At 67.4% G+C, this 17,432-nt stretch carries 19 protein-coding genes; 6 read left to right on the plus strand and 13 right to left on the minus strand.

The features are described from left to right. Positions 1-592: 592 nt before the first annotated feature. Positions 593-1,846, plus strand: a complete 1,254-nt coding sequence (locus tag D3874_RS11935) for a threonine ammonia-lyase (protein ID WP_119778281.1) — start codon at positions 593-595, stop codon at positions 1,844-1,846. An 18-nt stretch (positions 1,847-1,864) separates the two neighbouring features. Here D3874_RS11935 and D3874_RS27975 read toward each other — a convergent pair whose 3' ends face one another. Together D3874_RS27975 and D3874_RS11945 are read right to left on the minus strand one after the other, a co-directional pair. Continuing rightward, the gene (locus tag D3874_RS27975) at positions 1,865-2,320 is read right to left on the minus strand and encodes a hypothetical protein (protein WP_147385630.1); all 456 of its coding nucleotides are present in this window, start codon (positions 2,318-2,320) and stop codon (positions 1,865-1,867) included. Positions 2,321-2,427: 107 nt separating this feature from the next. Beyond that, on the minus strand, positions 2,428-2,832 hold the full coding sequence (locus D3874_RS11945; RefSeq protein ID WP_119778283.1) for a hypothetical protein: 405 nt from the start codon (positions 2,830-2,832) through the stop codon (positions 2,428-2,430). 190 nt (positions 2,833-3,022) lie between these two features. On the opposite strand from D3874_RS11945, the gene D3874_RS11950 reads away from it, so the two are divergent. Both D3874_RS11950 and D3874_RS11955 read left to right on the plus strand, forming a co-directional pair. Continuing rightward, positions 3,023-3,961 (plus strand): DnaJ C-terminal domain-containing protein, encoded by a 939-nt coding sequence (locus D3874_RS11950; protein WP_119778284.1) that lies wholly within the window; start codon positions 3,023-3,025, stop codon positions 3,959-3,961. 2 nt (positions 3,962-3,963) lie between these two features. Then, positions 3,964-4,281: a chaperone modulator CbpM gene (locus D3874_RS11955; protein ID WP_119778285.1), complete on the plus strand. Its 318-nt coding sequence runs from the start codon at positions 3,964-3,966 to the stop codon at positions 4,279-4,281. Here the strand turns inward: D3874_RS11955 and D3874_RS11960 are convergent. From D3874_RS11960 to D3874_RS11970, 3 genes are read right to left on the minus strand one after another with little or no spacing between them, the layout of a single operon-like run. After that, on the minus strand, positions 4,272-5,171 hold the full coding sequence (locus D3874_RS11960) for a DUF2272 domain-containing protein (protein WP_119778286.1): 900 nt from the start codon (positions 5,169-5,171) through the stop codon (positions 4,272-4,274). The genes D3874_RS11955 and D3874_RS11960 overlap by 10 nt on opposite strands. Before the next feature lie 39 nt (positions 5,172-5,210). Further along, entirely contained in the window at positions 5,211-6,026 is an 816-nt protein-coding gene (locus D3874_RS11965) for an SDR family NAD(P)-dependent oxidoreductase (protein ID WP_199699031.1), read from the minus strand. Next, positions 6,026-7,357 carry a flavin-containing monooxygenase gene (locus tag D3874_RS11970; protein ID WP_119778288.1) on the minus strand — a complete coding sequence of 444 codons (1,332 nt, stop codon included), beginning with the start codon at positions 7,355-7,357 and terminating at the stop codon, positions 6,026-6,028. The genes D3874_RS11965 and D3874_RS11970 overlap by 1 nt, the downstream gene beginning before the upstream one ends. Before the next feature lie 89 nt (positions 7,358-7,446). On the opposite strand from D3874_RS11970, the gene D3874_RS11975 reads away from it, so the two are divergent. Continuing rightward, on the plus strand, positions 7,447-8,076 hold the full coding sequence (locus D3874_RS11975; RefSeq protein WP_119778289.1) for a TetR/AcrR family transcriptional regulator: 630 nt from the start codon (positions 7,447-7,449) through the stop codon (positions 8,074-8,076). A 132-nt stretch (positions 8,077-8,208) separates the two neighbouring features. Here D3874_RS11975 and scpB read toward each other — a convergent pair whose 3' ends face one another. From scpB to D3874_RS12015, 8 genes are all read right to left on the minus strand, one after another. Continuing rightward, the gene (gene scpB / locus D3874_RS11980; protein WP_408899965.1) at positions 8,209-8,904 is read right to left on the minus strand and encodes an SMC-Scp complex subunit ScpB; all 696 of its coding nucleotides are present in this window, start codon (positions 8,902-8,904) and stop codon (positions 8,209-8,211) included. After that, positions 8,901-9,692, minus strand: coding sequence for a segregation and condensation protein A (locus D3874_RS11985; protein ID WP_119778291.1), 792 nt, complete (start codon positions 9,690-9,692; stop codon positions 8,901-8,903). Before D3874_RS11985 ends, scpB begins: the two co-directional genes overlap by 4 nt. A gap of 13 nt (positions 9,693-9,705) precedes the next feature. Beyond that, a complete protein-coding gene (locus D3874_RS11990; RefSeq protein ID WP_119778292.1) occupies positions 9,706-10,392 on the minus strand; it encodes a site-2 protease family protein in 687 nt (228 codons plus the stop codon). Continuing rightward, the gene (gene nagZ / locus D3874_RS11995) at positions 10,389-11,402 is read right to left on the minus strand and encodes a beta-N-acetylhexosaminidase (protein ID WP_119778293.1); all 1,014 of its coding nucleotides are present in this window, start codon (positions 11,400-11,402) and stop codon (positions 10,389-10,391) included. Before nagZ ends, D3874_RS11990 begins: the two co-directional genes overlap by 4 nt. 177 nt (positions 11,403-11,579) lie before the next feature. After that, the gene (locus tag D3874_RS31165; protein WP_119778294.1) at positions 11,580-12,494 is read right to left on the minus strand and encodes an SPOR domain-containing protein; all 915 of its coding nucleotides are present in this window, start codon (positions 12,492-12,494) and stop codon (positions 11,580-11,582) included. After that, complete coding sequence (gene argS / locus D3874_RS12005) at positions 12,494-14,251, minus strand: arginine--tRNA ligase (RefSeq protein WP_119778295.1); 1,758 nt, start codon at positions 14,249-14,251, stop codon at positions 12,494-12,496. Before argS ends, D3874_RS31165 begins: the two co-directional genes overlap by 1 nt. After that, complete coding sequence (locus D3874_RS12010; RefSeq protein ID WP_119778296.1) at positions 14,251-15,432, minus strand: deoxyguanosinetriphosphate triphosphohydrolase; 1,182 nt, start codon at positions 15,430-15,432, stop codon at positions 14,251-14,253. The genes argS and D3874_RS12010 overlap by 1 nt, the downstream gene beginning before the upstream one ends. 43 nt (positions 15,433-15,475) lie before the next feature. Further along, positions 15,476-15,907, minus strand: coding sequence for a DUF3995 domain-containing protein (locus D3874_RS12015; RefSeq protein WP_119778297.1), 432 nt, complete (start codon positions 15,905-15,907; stop codon positions 15,476-15,478). A gap of 322 nt (positions 15,908-16,229) precedes the next feature. Between D3874_RS12015 and erpA the strand changes: the two genes are divergently transcribed. Then, positions 16,230-16,622: an iron-sulfur cluster insertion protein ErpA gene (gene erpA / locus D3874_RS12020; protein ID WP_119778298.1), complete on the plus strand. Its 393-nt coding sequence runs from the start codon at positions 16,230-16,232 to the stop codon at positions 16,620-16,622. Between the two features lie 8 nt (positions 16,623-16,630). Further along, positions 16,631-17,398 carry an exodeoxyribonuclease III gene (xth, locus tag D3874_RS12025; protein WP_119778299.1) on the plus strand — a complete coding sequence of 256 codons (768 nt, stop codon included), beginning with the start codon at positions 16,631-16,633 and terminating at the stop codon, positions 17,396-17,398. Positions 17,399-17,432 lie beyond the last annotated feature (34 nt).

Below are 17,432 nucleotides of genomic sequence, written 5' to 3' on the forward strand. Positions count from 1 at the left end.
CCCGCCCCCTACCCCTGCCTGATGCCGACAACGGCATCATCACCGATGCCGGCGCGACCCGATTGAGCGACTATGGCATCGCTTAATGGGCCGGTCCCTACCCAGGACATAAGCTTCCAGCAAAGCAAACAAACGGCTACTCGGGCTGATCACCATGTGTAACTGCGCAGAGTTGGAAGACATCGTTAATTGCGGCGATAACGAACAGGAAGAGTTCGTGCGTCCTCGCAAGCTTTTCCTTATGAGCGAAAAGCCTGATGCCCGCCTGTACTCATGTCCTGACTGCGGTTGCCACTGGCAAGTCGACCACATGATGAGAGGGCCGCAGGCCATAAAGGTGACAGACCCATCCCAATGGGAGGAATTCGACGACCGCCCACATAGATTGAAGTTCATGGAGCGCCTTCACGGAGGCCGGAGCGCGGATCAATGCCAGTGGTTGGGATGCACGAACCGCGCGCTCAATGGCATGGCGCTGTGTGTTATGCACGCCTATCCCGAGTGGGCGCCCGGTCGGCCCTGAGCGCGGGAGCCGCCATCCCATTCGGCGTTAGCTACTTCATCTGGCCCCAAGTCATGCTCAAGTCGGGGCATGACAAGCCTTGCCCCGATCCCCGCCCCCCTGCCCGTCACCATCGACGACGTTCGCCAGGCCGCCGCCAACCTGCGCGGCCAGATCGTCGAGACGCCCACCGCCTTCTCCCGGACGCTGAGCCAGGTCACCGGCGCCCGGGTACACCTGAAATTCGAGAACCAGCAGTTCACCGCTTCCTTCAAGGACCGCGGCGCCTGCTACAAACTGCAAAGCCTGAGCGAGGCCGAGCGTCGGGCCGGCGTCATCGCCGTGTCAGCCGGCAACCATGCCCAGGGCGTCGCCTATCACGCCGCGCGGCTGGGAATACCCGCCACCATCGTGATGCCCAGGAACACGCCCTTCGTGAAAGTGCGCCAGACCCGCGAGCACGGCGCCCGCGTGGTGCTGGAGGGCGAGATCCTGTCGGAATCCTTCGCCGCGGCCAAGCGCATTGGTGCTGCCGAAGGCCTGATGCTGATCCATCCCTTCGACGACACTCGCATCATCGCCGGCCAGGGTACCGTGGCCCTCGAAATGCTGGCCGAATTTCCCGATCTCGACTGCCTGGTGGTGCCGATCGGCGGCGGCGGCCTGATCGCCGGCGTCGCCATCGCCGCCAAGGCGCACAACCCGGGCATCGAGATCATCGGCGTCGAAACCGCGCTGTACCCGTCGATGTATCATGCGATGCGGGGCGAGCCGGCCCAATGCGGCGGCGCCACCATTGCCGAGGGCATCGCGGTCAAGGATGCCGGGCAGATCACCCTGGCGATCTGCCGCGAACTGGTGGCCGAGATCATGCTGGTCTCCGATGCCGACCTGGAGCGGGCGATCGGCCTCCTCCTGGCGATCGAGAAGACCGTGGTCGAAGGTGCGGGCGCCGCCGGCCTGGCCGCCCTGCTCGCCAATCCGCAGCGTTTTTCGGGCAAGCGCGTCGGCCTGGTGCTGACCGGCGGCAATATCGACCCGCGCCTGCTGGGCGAGGTGATCCGCCGCAACCTGGTGCGCGAGGGCCGCATCGCCGGCCTGCGCGTGATGATCTCCGACAGCCCCGGCACGCTCGCCAAGATCGCCAGCCTGATCGGCGAAGGCGGTGGCAATATCCTGGAAGTCTCGCACCAGCGCCTGTTCCTCGACGTGCCGGTGAAGAACGCCGACCTCGACCTGGTGGTGGAAACCCGCGACGCCGCCCACCTGGACGAAATCATCGCCAGCATCACCACCGCCGGCTATCCGGTGCGCCGGCTGCGCTCGACCGATGCGGCAGGGTAAAATGTGTGTGCACCGCCCTCAGCGAATACCTGTCGACGACCATCCCCTTGCAGATGCCCACTTCTTGTAGATGCGGTACATCTCTGCCCTGTTCACCCCGGTCAATTGCATCGCCTCAGCATCGCTAATGCCCACGCCGTGGAGCAGATCGTTCAATGTGTTGTTGATTGCAACACACGCACAACCGTCATCGTCTCTGTCGTCGACATTTGGCCATTGACTCAGCAGCCCTCGCATTTCGTCTTCAGAAACGCCGAGGCGTGTGTCGAAGTCAAAATCGAAATATTTGAAAGCGCCTTCCATCGTGCGACGGACGACTTCCTGTTCGCTGTGTGTGAGGACGTTTAAAGACATCTGGGAGACTGTTTCAAAAGTTGTGCCTTGCGGAGACGCATTGCGTCCTTCGACAAGCTCAGGATGAGGGGAATCTTTGTGGCAAAAAGACTTGTCCTCATGGTGAGCCTGTCGAACCACGCAACTCGTTTGCCCGTGTCACCCAACGAGAGGCGTCTAATCTTGCCATTCTTGATCGCCACCTGCGCTTCGCCAAGAGGGAATTGCCATCCTGCGGACATTGCCGATCACCCGCGAGACACTTCGGCGGCCCGCATCAACATGCCGGCGACCGCCAACGCCTCTGCGTTGGAAAGCTCGATGTGGACGCCCAGGGGCTTCCTGATTTTCAGGCAGATGGCACTATCCAACCAGACATCGACCCGGCCGTCGGCCGCCTCATAGGTCCAAAGGGATTGGCCTGTTGCGCCAATAGTAGCCTTCGCCTTGGTCTGAGCCCCAAGACCAACATCGCCCTCTCCCGGTCGGGTAGCCAGCCGCAGCAGTATTTCAGCCAGTTCGACGATCGCTTCCTCGCCCAAATCGGTTGGGTCGTCGAAGGGATTCAACGATTTCAGGCAGATGGCGCCGGTCGGCTCCCGCCAGACCTCAATGTCCCCTTCCCCTGCCAAAATTCGCTGGTCGTCTGTCATTGCACCTTCCATGGCGATAAAGCCTCCGGTCGTATGGCAGGATGACCGCCGACTTGATCTCGCGCAATGCGGGGCGGTGCCGGCGAGACAAAGTTGGCCAGGAACAGGTCCGCGGCCTGAATCAAGCGACTTCGACCCCCGGCGGCGCTAATCTGCTCCAAGCGGCTCGCTCGGCCCCGGAAAACGCGCGATGGAATTCAAGGATTACTACAAGGCCCTGGGGGTCGCGCGGGAGGCGCCGCTCGACGAGATCAAGCGGGCTTACCGCAAGCTGGCGCGGCAGTATCACCCCGACCTGAACAAGGAGCCTGGTGCCGAGGCCCGTTTCAAGGAAATCGGCGAGGCCTATGAGGCGCTGAAGGATCCCGAGAAACGGGCGGCCTATGACTCGCTCGGGCAGGGCTTCGACGCCGGGCAGGAATTCCAGCCGCCACCCGGCTGGGATACGGGCTTCGAGCATGCGGGTGCGGGATCGCCATTCGACGCGCCCGACTTCAGCGAATTCTTCGAGACCCTGTTCGGCCGCGGCCATCGCCAATCCGCCGGGCGCGGCACGTTCCAGGCCCGGGGCGAGGACCATCACGCCAAGGTGCAGATCGAGCTCGAGGACGCCTACCAGGGTGCCGCGCGGACGATCTCGCTGCGGGCGGCGGAACTGGGCGAGGATGGCCGGGCGCATCTGCGCGAGCGCAGCCTGAACGTCCAGATCCCCAAGGGCGTGCGGCCGGGCCAGCATATCCGCCTGAACGGCCAGGGTGGTCCGGGCCTTGGCGGCGGGCCGGCGGGCGACCTTTACCTCGAGGTCGAGTTCAAGGCCCACCCGCTCTACCGGGTCGAGGACAGGGATGTCTATTTCGACCTGCCGGTGACGCCGTGGGAGGCGGCGCTGGGCGCCAAGGTCAAGGCGCCCACGCCGGCCGGACCGGTCACCCTGACCATCGCCGCCGGCTCGCAGGCCGGCACCAAGCTGCGCCTGAAGGGCCGCGGCCTGCCCGGCACCCCGCCGGGCGATCTCTATGCCGTGCTGCAGATCGCCCTGCCGCCGGCCGCCAGCGAGGAAGCCCAGAGGCTGTACAGCGAGATGGCTGCGACGCTGGCGTTCAATCCCCGGACCAGGCTGGGAGTGTGATCATGGCAGAGCAACCCGGTTACATCCTGAGCGGCACGATCATCGACGAGCAGGTCGAGCTGAGCCTCGACGAGGTCTCGACCTTCTGCGCGGTGCGGCGGGAGGAAATCGTCATCCTGGTCGAGGAAGGCGTGCTGGAACCCGTGGGGGCGCAGGCCGACGACTGGCGCTTCGGCGGCGACAGCCTGCGGCGCGCGACCAAGGCGCTGCGCCTGCAACGGGACCTTGAAATCAGCCCCGGCGCCCTGGCCCTGATCCTGGACCTGATGGACGAAAACGACCGGCTGCGGGCGCAACTGGCCCTGCTGCGTCATCGCTGAGACACCAGCGCCGGGAACCGCGCCGCATTCTCCAGCACCACGATCCAATCCCGGCCGGTGGCGCCGCCGGCCACCAGGTTGCCGGCGGCATCGACCGGCGCCCGGGTCAGGGAGACCGATTGCATGACGTTGCCGCCGATCGCCTCGATGCAGCGGCCCGACGGGCTGAAATCGCAGGCGCTAAAGCCCACGACGATGTCGCAGTGCATGGGCCGGGTGCCCAGGGTCAGTTCGCGCCAGTCGGCCGGGGGGGCGCCGCTGCGGGTGGCGCAGACCAGGTCGCCGGCCAGGGGCGGCCCGGACGCGATCGGCCGGGCGCGGAAGGCGCGGCTGCCGGGCGGCGCCGTCATGAGGTCGTTGATGTAATCCCAATGGGTATCGCTGTAGAGGAAGCGGCCCTCGGGCACGCCGGCCATCCAGATCACCCAGGAGGTGAAGGCGGCCGACCAGGGCTCGTCGAAGGGGCTCGAGCCGATCGGCGTGCGGCGGAAGGCGGTCTTCTCCACGCTGCCGTCGGGGTTCTGGACGTTGGTGTAGCCGGCCGCCTGGGCGGTCAGTTCCCAGTGGTTGCGGTGGGGTGGGGTGGCGCACCAGTAGTCGGCCAGCGAGGGGAAGGCGTCACGCTCCTGCTCCCACATCGCCGGGTGGCTGTTGGGCAGGATGACCACGGCGCGCCCGGGCTGAAGCTCCACCACCCGCTCGCCCCATTTGGCCCATTCGCCGCGCGCGATGCGCACCATGGCCGCGGCGGTGCCGTCGGCCGGCGCCGCGGGCTGGGCCCCGGCGCAGGCGGCAGGTTCCGGCACCGCCTGGGTGCTGGCCCCCGGGGGCTTGGCGCAGGCGGCCAGGCTCAAGCCCAGAATCAGGAGGATGGCGCCGGCCTTGTTCATGTCACCACCCGAGTCGATGTATCCAAAACGGGTGTTATCTTACCTGTCGAGGCCGCGCTGTGCGAGGAAACGCCGCCGCCCCGCCTCACCCTTGGCCTCGAACACCGGCAGCAGGCGCTCGATCAACCAGGGGAAGGCCCCGACCAGGCGCGAGGTCAGGCTGTCGCCGTAAGGGACGTAGGTTTCCAGCCGGCCGCTGTCCAGGGCCCGCATCGCCGCCTGCGCCACCTCGGCCGCGGTCAGGACCCGGCCGACGAAATTGAGCGGCGAACCACCGTGGGTCGCCTCATAGCGCAGCATCGGCGTGTCGACCCCGCTGGGGAAGACGCCCGAGACGCCGATGCCGTGAGGCTTGAGTTCGGCCCGGATCGAGGTCTGGAAGCCGCGCAGGCCGAATTTTGCCGCCGCATAGGCGGCACTGCCGCGCATCGCCACGATGCCGCCCATCGACACGATCGAGAGAATGTGGCCACGCCGGCGCGGTAACATGACCCGTGCCGCGGCGCGGGCAAGCTGCATCGGTGCCGCCAGGTTGATCGCCAGGTGGCGGTCGAGGACGGCCGGCGCCAGGTCGTGGGCATCGCCCGGTTCGATGTAACCGGCATTGTTGACCAGGATATCCAGATCGGCATGGTCGCGCTCGATCGCCGCCGCCAGCGCCGCAATGCCCTCGATGGTGGACAGGTCGGCGTCGATCATGATCGGTACCGTCTTCAGGGCCTTGGCGTTCGCCTCCATCCGGCTGCGGTCGATGTCGGCGAGGACCAGGGTGTGCCCGCGCGCCTCCAGCCGCTGCGCCATCTCGCCGGCAATGGCACCGCCGCCGCCGGTGATCAGGACCTTGCCCGCCGGCATCACGCGGCTTGGCTTTCGGCGTAGCGGCCCGGTTCCAGGTCGGGCCAGCCCAGGCGCCGGCGGATCTTGCGCATATGCTTGCGGTAGGCGGCGATCTCGACATAGGCGGCGTGGCGGCTGGAACCGGCGAAGTGGATGCCGCCGCTGAGATCGGGCGCATCGGTCGCGATCAGGGCATTGATCGCGTCGGCCCCTGCCCCGCCCCGGGCCCGCGCCGCGATCGTGCGGGCGATCAGGTCGGCCATCTGGTCGAACAGCTTGTAGGCGCCGCCATTGGTCTCCATGAAGCCCAGGGCATAGAGCGAGGGCACCTCGCGGCTGAACAGGTTCATGTAGAGCTTGGGCCGCCCGTCCTTCCACTGGAACAAGGCCGGGTCCAGATAGGGAATTTTCCACTGATAGCCGGTGGCGGCGATGATCAGGTCGATCTCCTGCGCCGTGCCGTCCTTGAAGTGCACGGTCTTGCCCTCGAAGCGCGCGACATCCGGCTTGGCCGCGATGTCGCCGTGGGCGAGGTAGTGCAGCAACTGGGTGTTCAGGATCGGGTGGGTCTCGAAAATGCGGTGATCGGGCTTCTGCAGGCCCAGGCGGGTCAGGTCGCCGTTGAGCAGGCGCAGCATGCCCCCGAACACCCGCTGCTCCAGCCACATGGGCAGTTGCGGGCCCGCGGCGGCAAAGGCATCGGCGGGGATGCCGAAGATGTGTTTCGGGACGAAGTGATAGCCGCGGCGCAGGCTGATGAAGGCCGCGTCAGCCATCTTGGCGGCATCGCAGGCGATGTCGCAGCCGGAATTGCCGGCCCCGATGACCAGCACGCGCTTGCCCCTGAACTCGTCGATCGACTTGTAGGTCACCGAATGGCGCAGCTCGCCGGTGAAATGGCCGGGATACTGCGCCGTGCTGGGGTGCCAGTTGGTGCCGTTGGCGCAGACCACCGCGCTGTGCTCGACCGTCTCGCCGGTCGAGAGCGTGACCTGCCAGTGCCCGTCGGCCAGCCTGGCCTCGCTCACCTGCGTGTTGAAGCGGATGTGCGGGTAGAGGTCGAAGCGGCGGGCGAAGGACCGCATATAGGCCAGGATCTGCCGGTTCGAGGGATAGTCCGGGTAATCGTCCGGCATGGGGAAGTCGTGGTAGTGCGACTGGGTCCGCGACGAGATGAAGTGCGCCGACTGGTAGATCGGCGAGCCTTCGTTGGCCGGGTCCCACAGGCCGCCGACATCGCCGTGACGCTCGTAGACCACGAAGGGAATGCCCTGGGCCTTGAAAGTGCGCGCCAGGCTCAACCCCGCCGGACCGCCACCCACCACGCAAACCGGTGCCATCTCGATCATGCCATCCTCATAAACTGAGCAATCCTCAGATTTGCTAAATCTGATGACTCCTCATATTTATTGCAAGCAGATTCTTTTCAGGTGCGGGCATGGCGGACAGCGGACAGGGGATCAGGCGACGGCCGCAGCAGGCCCGTGCCCAGGCGCGGATGCAGCGCATCCTCGACGAGGCCGCGGCCCTGATTGCCCAAAAGGGCAGCGAGCAGGTGAAAATGTCCGAGATTGCCGAGCGGGCCGAGGTGCCCATCGGCTCGGTCTATCAATTCTTCCCCGACAAGACGGCGATCATCCGCACCCTGGCCGAGGTCTACATGGCCCGGATCCGTGCAGGCCTGGTCGCCGGCCTGGCCGACATCGCCTCGCCCGCCGAGGCACTCGAGCGGATCGGGTCACTGTTCGACGACTATTACGCCCTGTTCCTGTCGGAGCCGGTGCTGCGCGACATCTGGGGCGGCACCCAGGGCGACAAGCTGATCCAGGACCTCGACATCGCCGACAGCCGCGAGAACGGCCAGGCCGTGTTCGATACCCTGAAGCGTTTCGTTGGCGTGCCAGACCGGCCGCGCTTCAAGACGGCCTGCTTCCTGGTGCTGCACCTGACCGGCGCCGCGGTGCGCATGGCCATCGCCGTGGAGCGCAAGGAGGGCAAGCGCCTGGTCGAGGAATACAAGGCGCTGATGGTGCGGGAACTGGGCGCGTTCCTGAAGGGGCCGGCATAGGCGGGGTGCGTCCTTCGAGACGGCCCTGCGGGCCTCCTCAGGATGAGGAGAATCTTTGTGGCAAAAAGACTTTCCTCATCCTGAGGAGCCATGCGAAGCGTGGCGTCTCGAAGGACGCACGCTGCCGATCCCCTATGGCCCCTCGCCCGCATCCAGCGGTTCGTAACCCTGGTCGCCCTCTTCCAGCGGTTCCAGGTCCTCGTCACGGCCGATCACCGGCAGGGCCTGGCGCGGATCGACCAGGCCGGCCGCCTTCAGGTCCTCGATCCCCGGCAGGTCGCCGATCTGGGCCAGGCTGAAGTGATCGAGGAAGACGTCGGTGGTCTTGAAGGTCAGCGGCTTGCCCGGGGTCTTGCGCCGGCCGGCGGGCTTCACCCAGCCGGTTTCCAGCAGCACGTCCAGGGTGCCGCGGCTGACCGCGACGCCGCGGATCGCCTCGACCTCCGACCGGGTCACCGGCTGGTGATAGGCGACGATTGCCAGGGTCTCGATCGCCGCGCGCGACAGGCGGCGGGTTTCTTCCGTGTCCCGGCGCAGCAGGAAGGCCAGGTCCGGCGCGGTGCGGAAGGTCCAGCGGCCGCCGACCTCGATCAGGTTCACGCCCCGGCCGCGATAGAAGTCAATCAAGCCGTCGATCAGCGGCCGCACGGCGACACCGGGCGGCAGGCGCAGGGCCAGGGTGGCCTCGTCCAGCGGTTCGGCCGCGGCGAAAAGCAGGGCTTCGATCATGCGGGTGTAGTGCAGCAGATCGGCCTCGTCGGGGGGCGGCGGGCCCTTGGGCTCGTCTTCCTCGAACATCTCAGGGTCTTGAGCGGGGGTCTCGCTCATTCGTCACGCGCCTTCCTGATGAAAATGGGGGCGAAGGGCTCGCTCTGGCGGAGCTGGATCTTGCCCTGGCGAACCAGCTCGAGGCTGGCCGCAAAGGTCCCGGCCAGGGCCGAGCGGCGGCCCAGCGGATCGGCGAATTCGTCGGGCATGAAGCTTTCCAGCCGCGCCCAGTCGAGCTCGATCCCCAGCATGCGCGAGAGGCGATGGATCGCCGCCTCCATGGTGAACACCGGCGGCAGCTTCACGGTCATGTGGCCGCCGGTCTTGCGGGCGGCCCAGTCGGCATAGGACCGGATGAGGTCGTAGAGGCTCAGGTCCCAGTTCGACTTGCGCACCACGGTGACGCCTTCGGGATCGCCGCGGGAGAAGACGTCGCGGCCCAGTTGGTGGCGCGACATGAGCTTGGCCGCCGCGGCGCGGATCGCCTCCAGCCGCTCGAGCTGCAGGGCCATGCGCGCGGCCAGCTCCTCGCCCGACGGTTCCTCGCCCGAGGGCGCCTCGGGCACCAGCAGGCGCGACTTGAGATAGGCGAGCCAGGCGGCCATGACCAGGTAGTCGGCGGCCAGTTCCAGGCGCAGGCGCCGCGCCTCGCCGATGAAGACCAGGTACTGATCGACCAGTTTCAGGATCGAGATCTTGCGCAGGTCGACCTTCTGGGTCTTGGCCAGGGCCAGCAGCACGTCGAGCGGCCCCTCGAAGCCCTCGACGTCGACCTTCAGAACCTCGCCGTCTTCGCCGATGATGGCGGCGGCCTGGTCTTCAAAGGGCAGGGTCGGCTTGTCGCTCATGGCGCGATATTACTCAGGCAAGCCCGGTGAGCGAGAGCAAAAGCCGCACGACGCCGTTGATGATCGGCGCGATCAGGTCGAACACCGGGTTGAAGGCGAAGCCCAATTGCTGCGCGATCAGCGGCAGCAGGAAGACCGCCCCGAAGACGATCAGCATGCCGTAGGGCTCGACCCGCGACAGGGGATAGGCCAGGGCGCGCGGCAGGACGCCCACGGCGACACGGCCGCCGTCCAGGGGCGGCAGCGGGATCATGTTGAAGACCCCCAGCACGGCATTGACCAGGATCGCGTTGACGCAGTTCTCGCCCAGCCATTGCCCGGCCTGGTCCGGCAGCAGCGGCACCAGGTGCAGCAACAGCGCCGCGACCAGCGCCATCAGCAGGTTGGCGCCCGGCCCCGCCGCGGCGACCAGGACCATGTCGCGGCGCGGGTTGCGCAGCTTGCGGAAATTGACCGGCACCGGCTTGGCATAGCCGAAGGCAAAGCCCGCCGTCAGCAGCAACAGGCCGGGCAGGATGATCGTGCCCAACGGGTCGATATGGCGGACCGGATTGGCCGAAATGCGCCCCAGCATGCGCGCCGTGGGATCACCCAGCTTGTCGGCCATCCAGCCGTGGGCGGCCTCGTGCAGGGTGATGGCGAAGATGATCGGCAGGGCCCAGACCGAGACCTCATGCACGAAACCAGGAAAATCCATCATGCCACGGCCTCCGCCAGCAGGGCTTCCAGCTCGGCACGGCCGGCGGTGCGATCGAATGGCTTGGGCGGCTGTCGGCGCGCGCTGGCCGCTTGCCAGCGGGCCAGCGCCGGCCCGGCCAGCACCGGCACCGCGGGCAGCAGGGTGGCCATCTCGTCCAGCCTGCCACTGCAATGGAGGGCGATGTCGCAGCCGGCGCTCAAGGCCCACGCCGCCCGATCGGCCAGGTCGCCGGACAGCGCCTGCATGTTGATGTCATCCGAGACCAGCACATGGTCGAAGCCGAGCAGCCCGCGCACCACCCCGGCAATGCCCGCGGCCGATTGGGTCAGGGGTGCCGCCGGATCGATCGCGCCATAGACGACGTGGGCGGTCATGGCGATGGGCATGTCGGCCAGCGCCTTGAAGGGCACGAAATCCGTGGCCGTCAGGCCATCCAGCGGCTCGTCCACCACCGGCAGCGAAACATGGCTGTCGGCCATGGCCCGGCCGTGGCCCGGCAGGTGCTTGATCACCGGCAGGACACCGCCGTCGAGCAGGCCGTCGCAGGCGACCCGGCCCAGTGCCGCGACCACCTGCGGGTCGGCGCTGAAGGCGCGGTCGCCGATCACGTCATGGGCACCGGGAATCGAGATGTCGATACACGGGTGGCAGTCGACATCGATGCCCAGGTCGTGCAGGTCGGCCGCGATCAGCCGGGCCTGGAGATAGGCGGCACGCGCGGCCTCGCGCGGGGCCAGGGCGCCGATGCGGCGGGCCGGGAAGTAGCGCGGCCAGTGCGGCGGCCGCAGGCGCGCCACCCGGCCGCCCTCCTGGTCGATCCAGACCGTGGCATCGGGCCGGCCGACGGCGCTCCGGCAATCGGCGACCAATGTCCTGACCTGGTCCGGCGTTTCGATATTGCGCGCGAACAGGATGAAGCCCAGCGGCGGGGCGGCCGCAAACAGCGCCCGTTCGGCCGCGGTCAGCACGGGTCCGCTGACTCCGACGACGATGGCGCGGGGATCAGTCATGACGGCTTCCCTAGGTAGCCCTCTCCGCCCTTCAGGGGGAGAGGGTTGGGAGAGGTGGGTTGATGGCGTAGGGCGCGATCCTGCCCGCACACCACCTCACCCTTGCTTCCCACCGCTGCGCGGCGGGCCCCTTCCCTCTCCCCCGCCTGCGGCGGAGAGGGGGCAGCGGAGCAGCGATCAGTGAACGACATTGCAGTCCTGGTTGCGCTGCTTGAGCTTGGCGCAGACCTGGGCGGCAGCGTCCTTGGTGGCGAAGGGGCCGGCGCGCAGGCGGTAAAGCGTGGCGCCGTTCACCTGGACCGGCACGATGATCGGCTTGAGGCCCGCCAGCAGATCGGAATTGGCCTTGGCGATGCGCGCCCAGGCCTGTTTGGCGGTCGCCTCGTCCTTCAGGGCCGCGAGCTGGATCACTGCCGCACCGCTCGCCGACGGCGCCGGTGTAGCAGGCGCCGCCGGGGCCGGCACGGCGGCGGTGGCCGGCGGCTTGGGCGGGGTGGCCGGGGCCGGTGCAGGCGTTGGTGCCGCGGCAGTCGCGGGCGGCTTGGCGGGTGCCGGCGTGGGCGTCGCCGGTGCGGGCGTCGCCATGGCGGGCGGGGTCAGCGGCGTGGGCGCCCCACCCTCCTCCGCCGTCGGCGGCGAGGGCGGCGGCACCTCGGTCAGCGGCGGCGGTGGCGGCGGGGTGGGCCTGGCCATCGGCTCGTCCGGCGGGGGCAGAAGCTGTTCGGGCAGGCTGGAATCGGCATTGCTGCCGCCGATGCGGTCGAAGATCAGCTTGTCCTGGTCGGGCACTTCCATGCCGCCCGGCGATTCAGGCGGCACCTTGGACGGTTCGGGATTGGCCCGGATCAGTGGCACGCTGGTGGCATCCGCCACCTGGGAACGGTCATCGCCGCCGGCAATCAGCGACAGGAGCAGATAAAGCACGGCGCCGCCGGCCAGGCCGATGACGACCAGGCGCCCGATGCGCATGCCACCGCCCCCGCCGTCGGTCGGCGGCGGCACCATCCGCTCGCCCGCCGGGCCGGGCCGATAGGGCCCTTGGCCATAAGGGTCAGGGGTGTAGGGATCTTGATTCGGGTCCTGATTCGACATCAGCGCATCTCCTCGGCCGGCGTCACCCCAAGGATACCAAGACCCGACGCGATGACATCGCACACGGCTTGCAGCAGGCTGAGCCGGGCGCGCGTCAGGCCGGGGTCATTGACGTGGATGAAGCGCAAGGACGGGTCTTCCTTGCCCTTGTTCCACAGCCCGTGGAAGCTCGCGGCCAGATCATACAGGGCAAAGGCCACGCGGTGCGGCTCGTGCGCCTCCGCGGCCGATTCCAGCAGGCGCGGAAAGGCCGCCATCTGCTTCACCAGGGCCAGTTCGTCGATCGTCACGATGCGGTCGAGCGGCGCTGCCGCCAGTACCGCGCGATCGGTGTCGAGATCCGGCAGTTCCGCCTTGGCGTTGCGCAGCACCGAGCGCGCCCGGGCATGGGCGTACTGGACGTAGAAGATCGGGTTGTCCTTGGACTGTTCCGTCACCTTCTCGAAGTCGAAGTCGATCGGCGCATCGTTCTTGCGCATCAGCATCATGAAACGCACCACGTCGCGGCCGACCTCGTCGACGACCTCGCGCAGGGTGATGAAGCTGCCCGAGCGCTTGGACATCTTCACCGGCTCGCCGCCGCGGGTGAGCTTGACGAGCTGGCAGATCTTCACGTCGAGCTCGGCGGCACCGCCCGAAATCGCGGTCACCGCCGCGCGCATGCGCTTGATGTAACCGCCGTGGTCGGCGCCCCAGACGTCGATCTGGTTGGTGAAGCCGCGCGTGAACTTGTCGAAGTGATAGGCGATATCGGCGGCGAAATAGGTCCAGGCGCCGGACGATTTCTTCAGCGGCCGGTCGGTGTCGTCGCCGAATTCGCTGGCCTTGAACAGGGTCTGGGGCCGCGGCTCCCAATCCTCGGGCTGCTTGCCCTTGGGGGCTTCCAGCACGCCTTCATAGATCAGGCCCCGCTCGGTCAGGGTCGCCAGCGCCTGGTCGATGCGGCCGGACTTGTGCAGGCTGGCCTCCGAGAAGAAGACGTCCTGCTTGATGTTGAGGGCAGCCAGATCCTCGCGGATCATCACCATCATCGCGGCGATGGCGAATTCCTTCACCGGCACCAGCCAGATTTCCTCCGGCTGGTTCAGGTAGCGGTCGCCAAACTTGGTCTTCAGCCCCTGCCCCACCGGAATCAGATAGTCGCCGGGATAGAGCCCCTCGGGGATCTCGCCGATCGCCTCGCCCAGGGCCTCGCGGTAGCGCAGGTGCGCGGAACGGGCCAGGGTGTCGACCTGGCCGCCGGCATCGTTGATGTAATATTCGCGGGTGACGTCGTAGCCGACCTTCTCGAGCAAGGCGGCCAGCGCGTCGCCGAAGACGGCGCCGCGGCAATGGCCGACATGCAGCGGCCCGGTGGGATTGGCCGAGACATATTCGACATTGGTCCTGATGCCGGCACCCAGCGCCGAGGCGCCGTAAGCCGGGCCGGCGGCCAGGATCTCGCCCAGGCGCGCGCGCCAGAAATCATCCGACAGGCGCAGGTTGACGAAGCCGGGGCCGGCCACGCTCGCTTCCGTCACCGCCGGATGATCGCGCATGGCCTCGGCGATGTGCTGGCCCAGGACCTGGGGTTTCACGCCCAGGAGCTTGGACAGGGCGAGCGCCGCATTGGTCGCGACATCGCCGTGGGCGGCATCCTTGGTCGGCTCCAATCGGACGGCCGACAGGTCCTGCGGCAACGCAGGGATGGTGCCGGCGGCAGACAGGGACAGGAGGCGGGCCTTGAGGTCAAGGCCAAGACTATCGAAGAAGTTCATCATGTATGGACGCTGACATCGAAAAGGCGGGCGTGTTCCTCGATCGCGAAGCGGTCGGTCATGCCGGCAATGAAATCGGCCACAAGCCGGGCGGTTCTGGGCGTGCCGGACCCTTCGGCCCGCCGGGCCCAGTCGGCCGGCAGGCAATCGGGTTCGGCCAGGAAGAGGTCGAACAGTTCACGGACGGTCCGCCTGGCCTTGGAGGTCATGCGGTTCACCCGGTCGTGGCGATACATACGGGCCTTCAGGAACTCCTTCAATGCCCGATCCTGCGCCTGCATCTCGGGCGAAAATGCGACGACGGGTGCGCCGTGGTGGCGAATGTCTTCGACCAGGCCCGGTTTCAGGGCCGCCAGCCGCCGCGCCGTTTCGCCCAGGACATCCTCGACCATGCGGTTGATCAGGCGCCGCACCACCTCATGGGCCATGCGCTGGCGTTCCAGCTCGGGATACTGCCGCTCCACCGCCGCGACCACGTCGCCCACCAGGGGCAGGTCGCGCAGGTCGGCAAGCTGGAACAGGCCGGCGCGCAACCCGTCATCGATGTCGTGATTGTTATAGGCGATATCGTCGGCCAGGGCCGCCACCTGGGCCTCGGGCCCGGCATGGGTGGCCAGTTCCAGGTCCTGCTCGCCCATGTAGTCGAGGATGGCAACCGGCAGCGGCCCCGCGCCGCGCCGGCGCTTGCCCTGGGCGTCGACCAGCGGGCCGTTGTGCTTGACCACCCCTTCCAGGGTTTCCCAGGTCAGGTTCAAGCCGTCGAAATCGGCGTAGCGCTTCTCCAGCCGGGTGAGAATCCGCAAGGTCTGGGCATTGTGGTCGAAGCCGCCGAAGGGCGCCATGCGCTCGTGCAGGGCATCCTCGCCGGCATGGCCAAAGCAGGTGTGGCCCAGGTCGTGGGCGAGCGCCAGCGCCTCGGCCAGATCCTCGTCCAGGCCCAGGACGCGGCAGATCGAGCGGGCGATCTGCGCCACTTCCAGGCTGTGGGTCAGCCTGGTGCGGTAGTGATCGCCCTCGTGATAGACGAAGACCTGGGTCTTGTACTGAAGCCGCCGGAAGGCACCCGAATGGATGATCCGGTCCCGGTCGCGCTGGAAGACGCTGCGGGTCGGGCTTTCGGGTTCGGGATGGCGGCGGCCCCGGCTGCGGCGCGGGTCGCTCGCATAGGGGGCGGCGGTCATGGCCGCGAAACTACTAGGGTCGGCGCCCGGTCGCAAACGGCTCTTAGGCCGCGGCACAGGCAACCGCAAAGACACCCGCCGCCAAGCCCAGGCACAGGGGCGAGTAATAGCGGGTGTCGAGGCGGGCGAAGCGGCTGTTGCGGATCTTCTTGAAGAAGCCGACCAGGCGGAAATCGCCGATCGACCGCGCGAACAGGACCAGGGCAAGGGCGAACGCGGCCCAGACCAGCAGCCAGTGGGCCAAGGGCAGATCGACCAGGCCGCCCACCGCAGCGACCAGCAGTGCGCAGCCCAGCAGCGCCGCCGCCACGAGCAAGGTCAAGCCGCGGCCCGGGTTGAAGGCCGGCTTGCCATCGACATAGGGCACGCCGGCCGACAGGCTGCCGATATCACCACGAATGGCCCAATAGGCGTGGATCAGGCCGAGCACGGCGAAAATGACGCTGACCGCCAGCGCCAGCAGGGTGATCGGCATTTGAGGGCCTCCGCAGCAGTTACCTGCAAATCCAGCCTGCGTCCTTCGAGACGGGTGCTTCGCACCCTCCTCAGGATGAGGAAAATCTTTATGGCACAAAGGCTTACCTCATCCTGAGGAGCCATGCTAAGCGTGGCGTCTCGAAGGACGCACCCCACGAATCCAATACAATCTTCAATCTACGCTACGCCCGGACACTGCTCCCCGCCATCCGCAGGACTGCACCGCGCGGGCGACAAATTGACATCCGGCGCCACAATCCTATGTTTAAGCAACGACGTTAACCTTTGTCCGCGGCCGGCTGTCCGGCCAGGGGTATTCCATGACCGCGACGCAAGCTGCCTCGGGCGCTGATGGCGCCCTGCTTCCGCCCCCCGGCGACGGCCGTACTGTCGGCCTGACCGACAGCGCTGCCGCGCGCGTCGCCTTCCTCTTGAGGGAAGAAGACGGCGGGGCCGACGTGTTCCTGCGGGTGTCGGTTTCGGGCGGCGGCTGTTCGGGCTTCCAGTACGGCTTTGCCTTCGACGACCAGGTGATGGACGACGACCTGCTGATCGAGAAAGGCGGCGCCACGGTGCGCATCGATTCGGTCTCGCTCGACCTGCTGGCCGGTTCGGTCATCGATTATGTCGAGGACATGATGGGGGCGTCGTTCCAGGTGAAGAACCCGAACGCCTCCTCGTCCTGCGGCTGCGGCTCGTCCTTCGCGGTCTGACCCGCCCGATGCGGGTCGCCAGCTTCAACGTCAATTCGGTCAAGGCACGCCTGACCAACCTCACCGATTGGCTGCGCGAGGCGCAGCCCGATGTCGTCTGCCTGCAGGAACTGAAGACGATCGACGTCGACCTGCCGGAAATCGGTGATGCCGGCTACAACATCGTCGCCGTGGGCCAGAAGACCTACAACGGCGTCGCGATCCTGGCCAAGGAGAGCATCGAGGTCGAGGAGCGCCGCCTGCCCGGCGACGAGGCCGATGAACAGGCCCGCTACGTCCAGGCCCTGATCGGCGGGCGCCTGCGCGTCGCCTCGATCTACCTGCCCAACGGCAACCCGATCGATACCGACAAGTTTTCCTATAAGCTGGGCTGGATGGCGCGCCTGCGCGACCACGCCGCCGGCCTGCTGGCGCTGGAGGAACCCACCGTGCTGGCGGGCGACTACAACGTCTGCCCGACCGACGGCGACGTCTACGATCCTTTCGCCTTCCGCGACGATGCCCTGTGCCAGCCGCAATCCCGCGCGGCGCTGCGGCGGATCGTCAATCTGGGCTATACCGATGCCCTGATGGCGATCGATCCCGGGCCCAGGCGCTACACCTATTGGGACTATCAGGGTGGCGCGCTGCAGCGTAACAACGGCCTGCGCATCGACCACCTGCTGCTTTCGCCCCAGGCCGCCGACCGCCTGCTGGATGCCGGGGTCGACAAGGCCCCGCGTGAGCGCGAACGCCCGTCCGACCACACCCCGGTGTGGTGCAAGCTGGATATCTGAGGGCCGGTGGGGGCGCCGATGGAGCCTGCCCCCC

The sequence above is a fragment of the Oleomonas cavernae genome (genome assembly GCF_003590945.1).
Classification (GTDB): Bacteria; Pseudomonadota; Alphaproteobacteria; order Zavarziniales; family Zavarziniaceae; genus Zavarzinia; species Zavarzinia cavernae.

Coding starts and splice junctions, on each gene's coding strand:
- xth (WP_119778299.1), top strand. CDS start 16,631: ATGCGGGTCGCCAGCTTCAACGTCAATTCGGTCAAGGCACGCCTGACC.
- D3874_RS12015 (WP_119778297.1), bottom strand. CDS start 15,907: ATGCCGATCACCCTGCTGGCGCTGGCGGTCAGCGTCATTTTCGCCGTG.
- D3874_RS11935 (WP_119778281.1), top strand. CDS start 593: ATGACAAGCCTTGCCCCGATCCCCGCCCCCCTGCCCGTCACCATCGAC.
- D3874_RS11950 (WP_119778284.1), top strand. CDS start 3,023: ATGGAATTCAAGGATTACTACAAGGCCCTGGGGGTCGCGCGGGAGGCG.
- D3874_RS11970 (WP_119778288.1), bottom strand. CDS start 7,357: ATGATCGAGATGGCACCGGTTTGCGTGGTGGGTGGCGGTCCGGCGGGG.
- D3874_RS11975 (WP_119778289.1), top strand. CDS start 7,447: ATGGCGGACAGCGGACAGGGGATCAGGCGACGGCCGCAGCAGGCCCGT.
- D3874_RS11955 (WP_119778285.1), top strand. CDS start 3,964: ATGGCAGAGCAACCCGGTTACATCCTGAGCGGCACGATCATCGACGAG.
- nagZ (WP_119778293.1), bottom strand. CDS start 11,402: ATGACTGATCCCCGCGCCATCGTCGTCGGAGTCAGCGGACCCGTGCTG.
- D3874_RS11985 (WP_119778291.1), bottom strand. CDS start 9,692: ATGAGCGACAAGCCGACCCTGCCCTTTGAAGACCAGGCCGCCGCCATC.
- D3874_RS11990 (WP_119778292.1), bottom strand. CDS start 10,392: ATGATGGATTTTCCTGGTTTCGTGCATGAGGTCTCGGTCTGGGCCCTG.
- argS (WP_119778295.1), bottom strand. CDS start 14,251: ATGAACTTCTTCGATAGTCTTGGCCTTGACCTCAAGGCCCGCCTCCTG.
- D3874_RS11965 (WP_199699031.1), bottom strand. CDS start 6,026: ATGCCGGCGGGCAAGGTCCTGATCACCGGCGGCGGCGGTGCCATTGCC.
- D3874_RS31165 (WP_119778294.1), bottom strand. CDS start 12,494: ATGTCGAATCAGGACCCGAATCAAGATCCCTACACCCCTGACCCTTAT.
- erpA (WP_119778298.1), top strand. CDS start 16,230: ATGACCGCGACGCAAGCTGCCTCGGGCGCTGATGGCGCCCTGCTTCCG.
- D3874_RS11960 (WP_119778286.1), bottom strand. CDS start 5,171: ATGAACAAGGCCGGCGCCATCCTCCTGATTCTGGGCTTGAGCCTGGCC.
- scpB (WP_408899965.1), bottom strand. CDS start 8,904: ATGAGCGAGACCCCCGCTCAAGACCCTGAGATGTTCGAGGAAGACGAG.
- D3874_RS11945 (WP_119778283.1), bottom strand. CDS start 2,832: ATGACAGACGACCAGCGAATTTTGGCAGGGGAAGGGGACATTGAGGTC.
- D3874_RS12010 (WP_119778296.1), bottom strand. CDS start 15,432: ATGACCGCCGCCCCCTATGCGAGCGACCCGCGCCGCAGCCGGGGCCGC.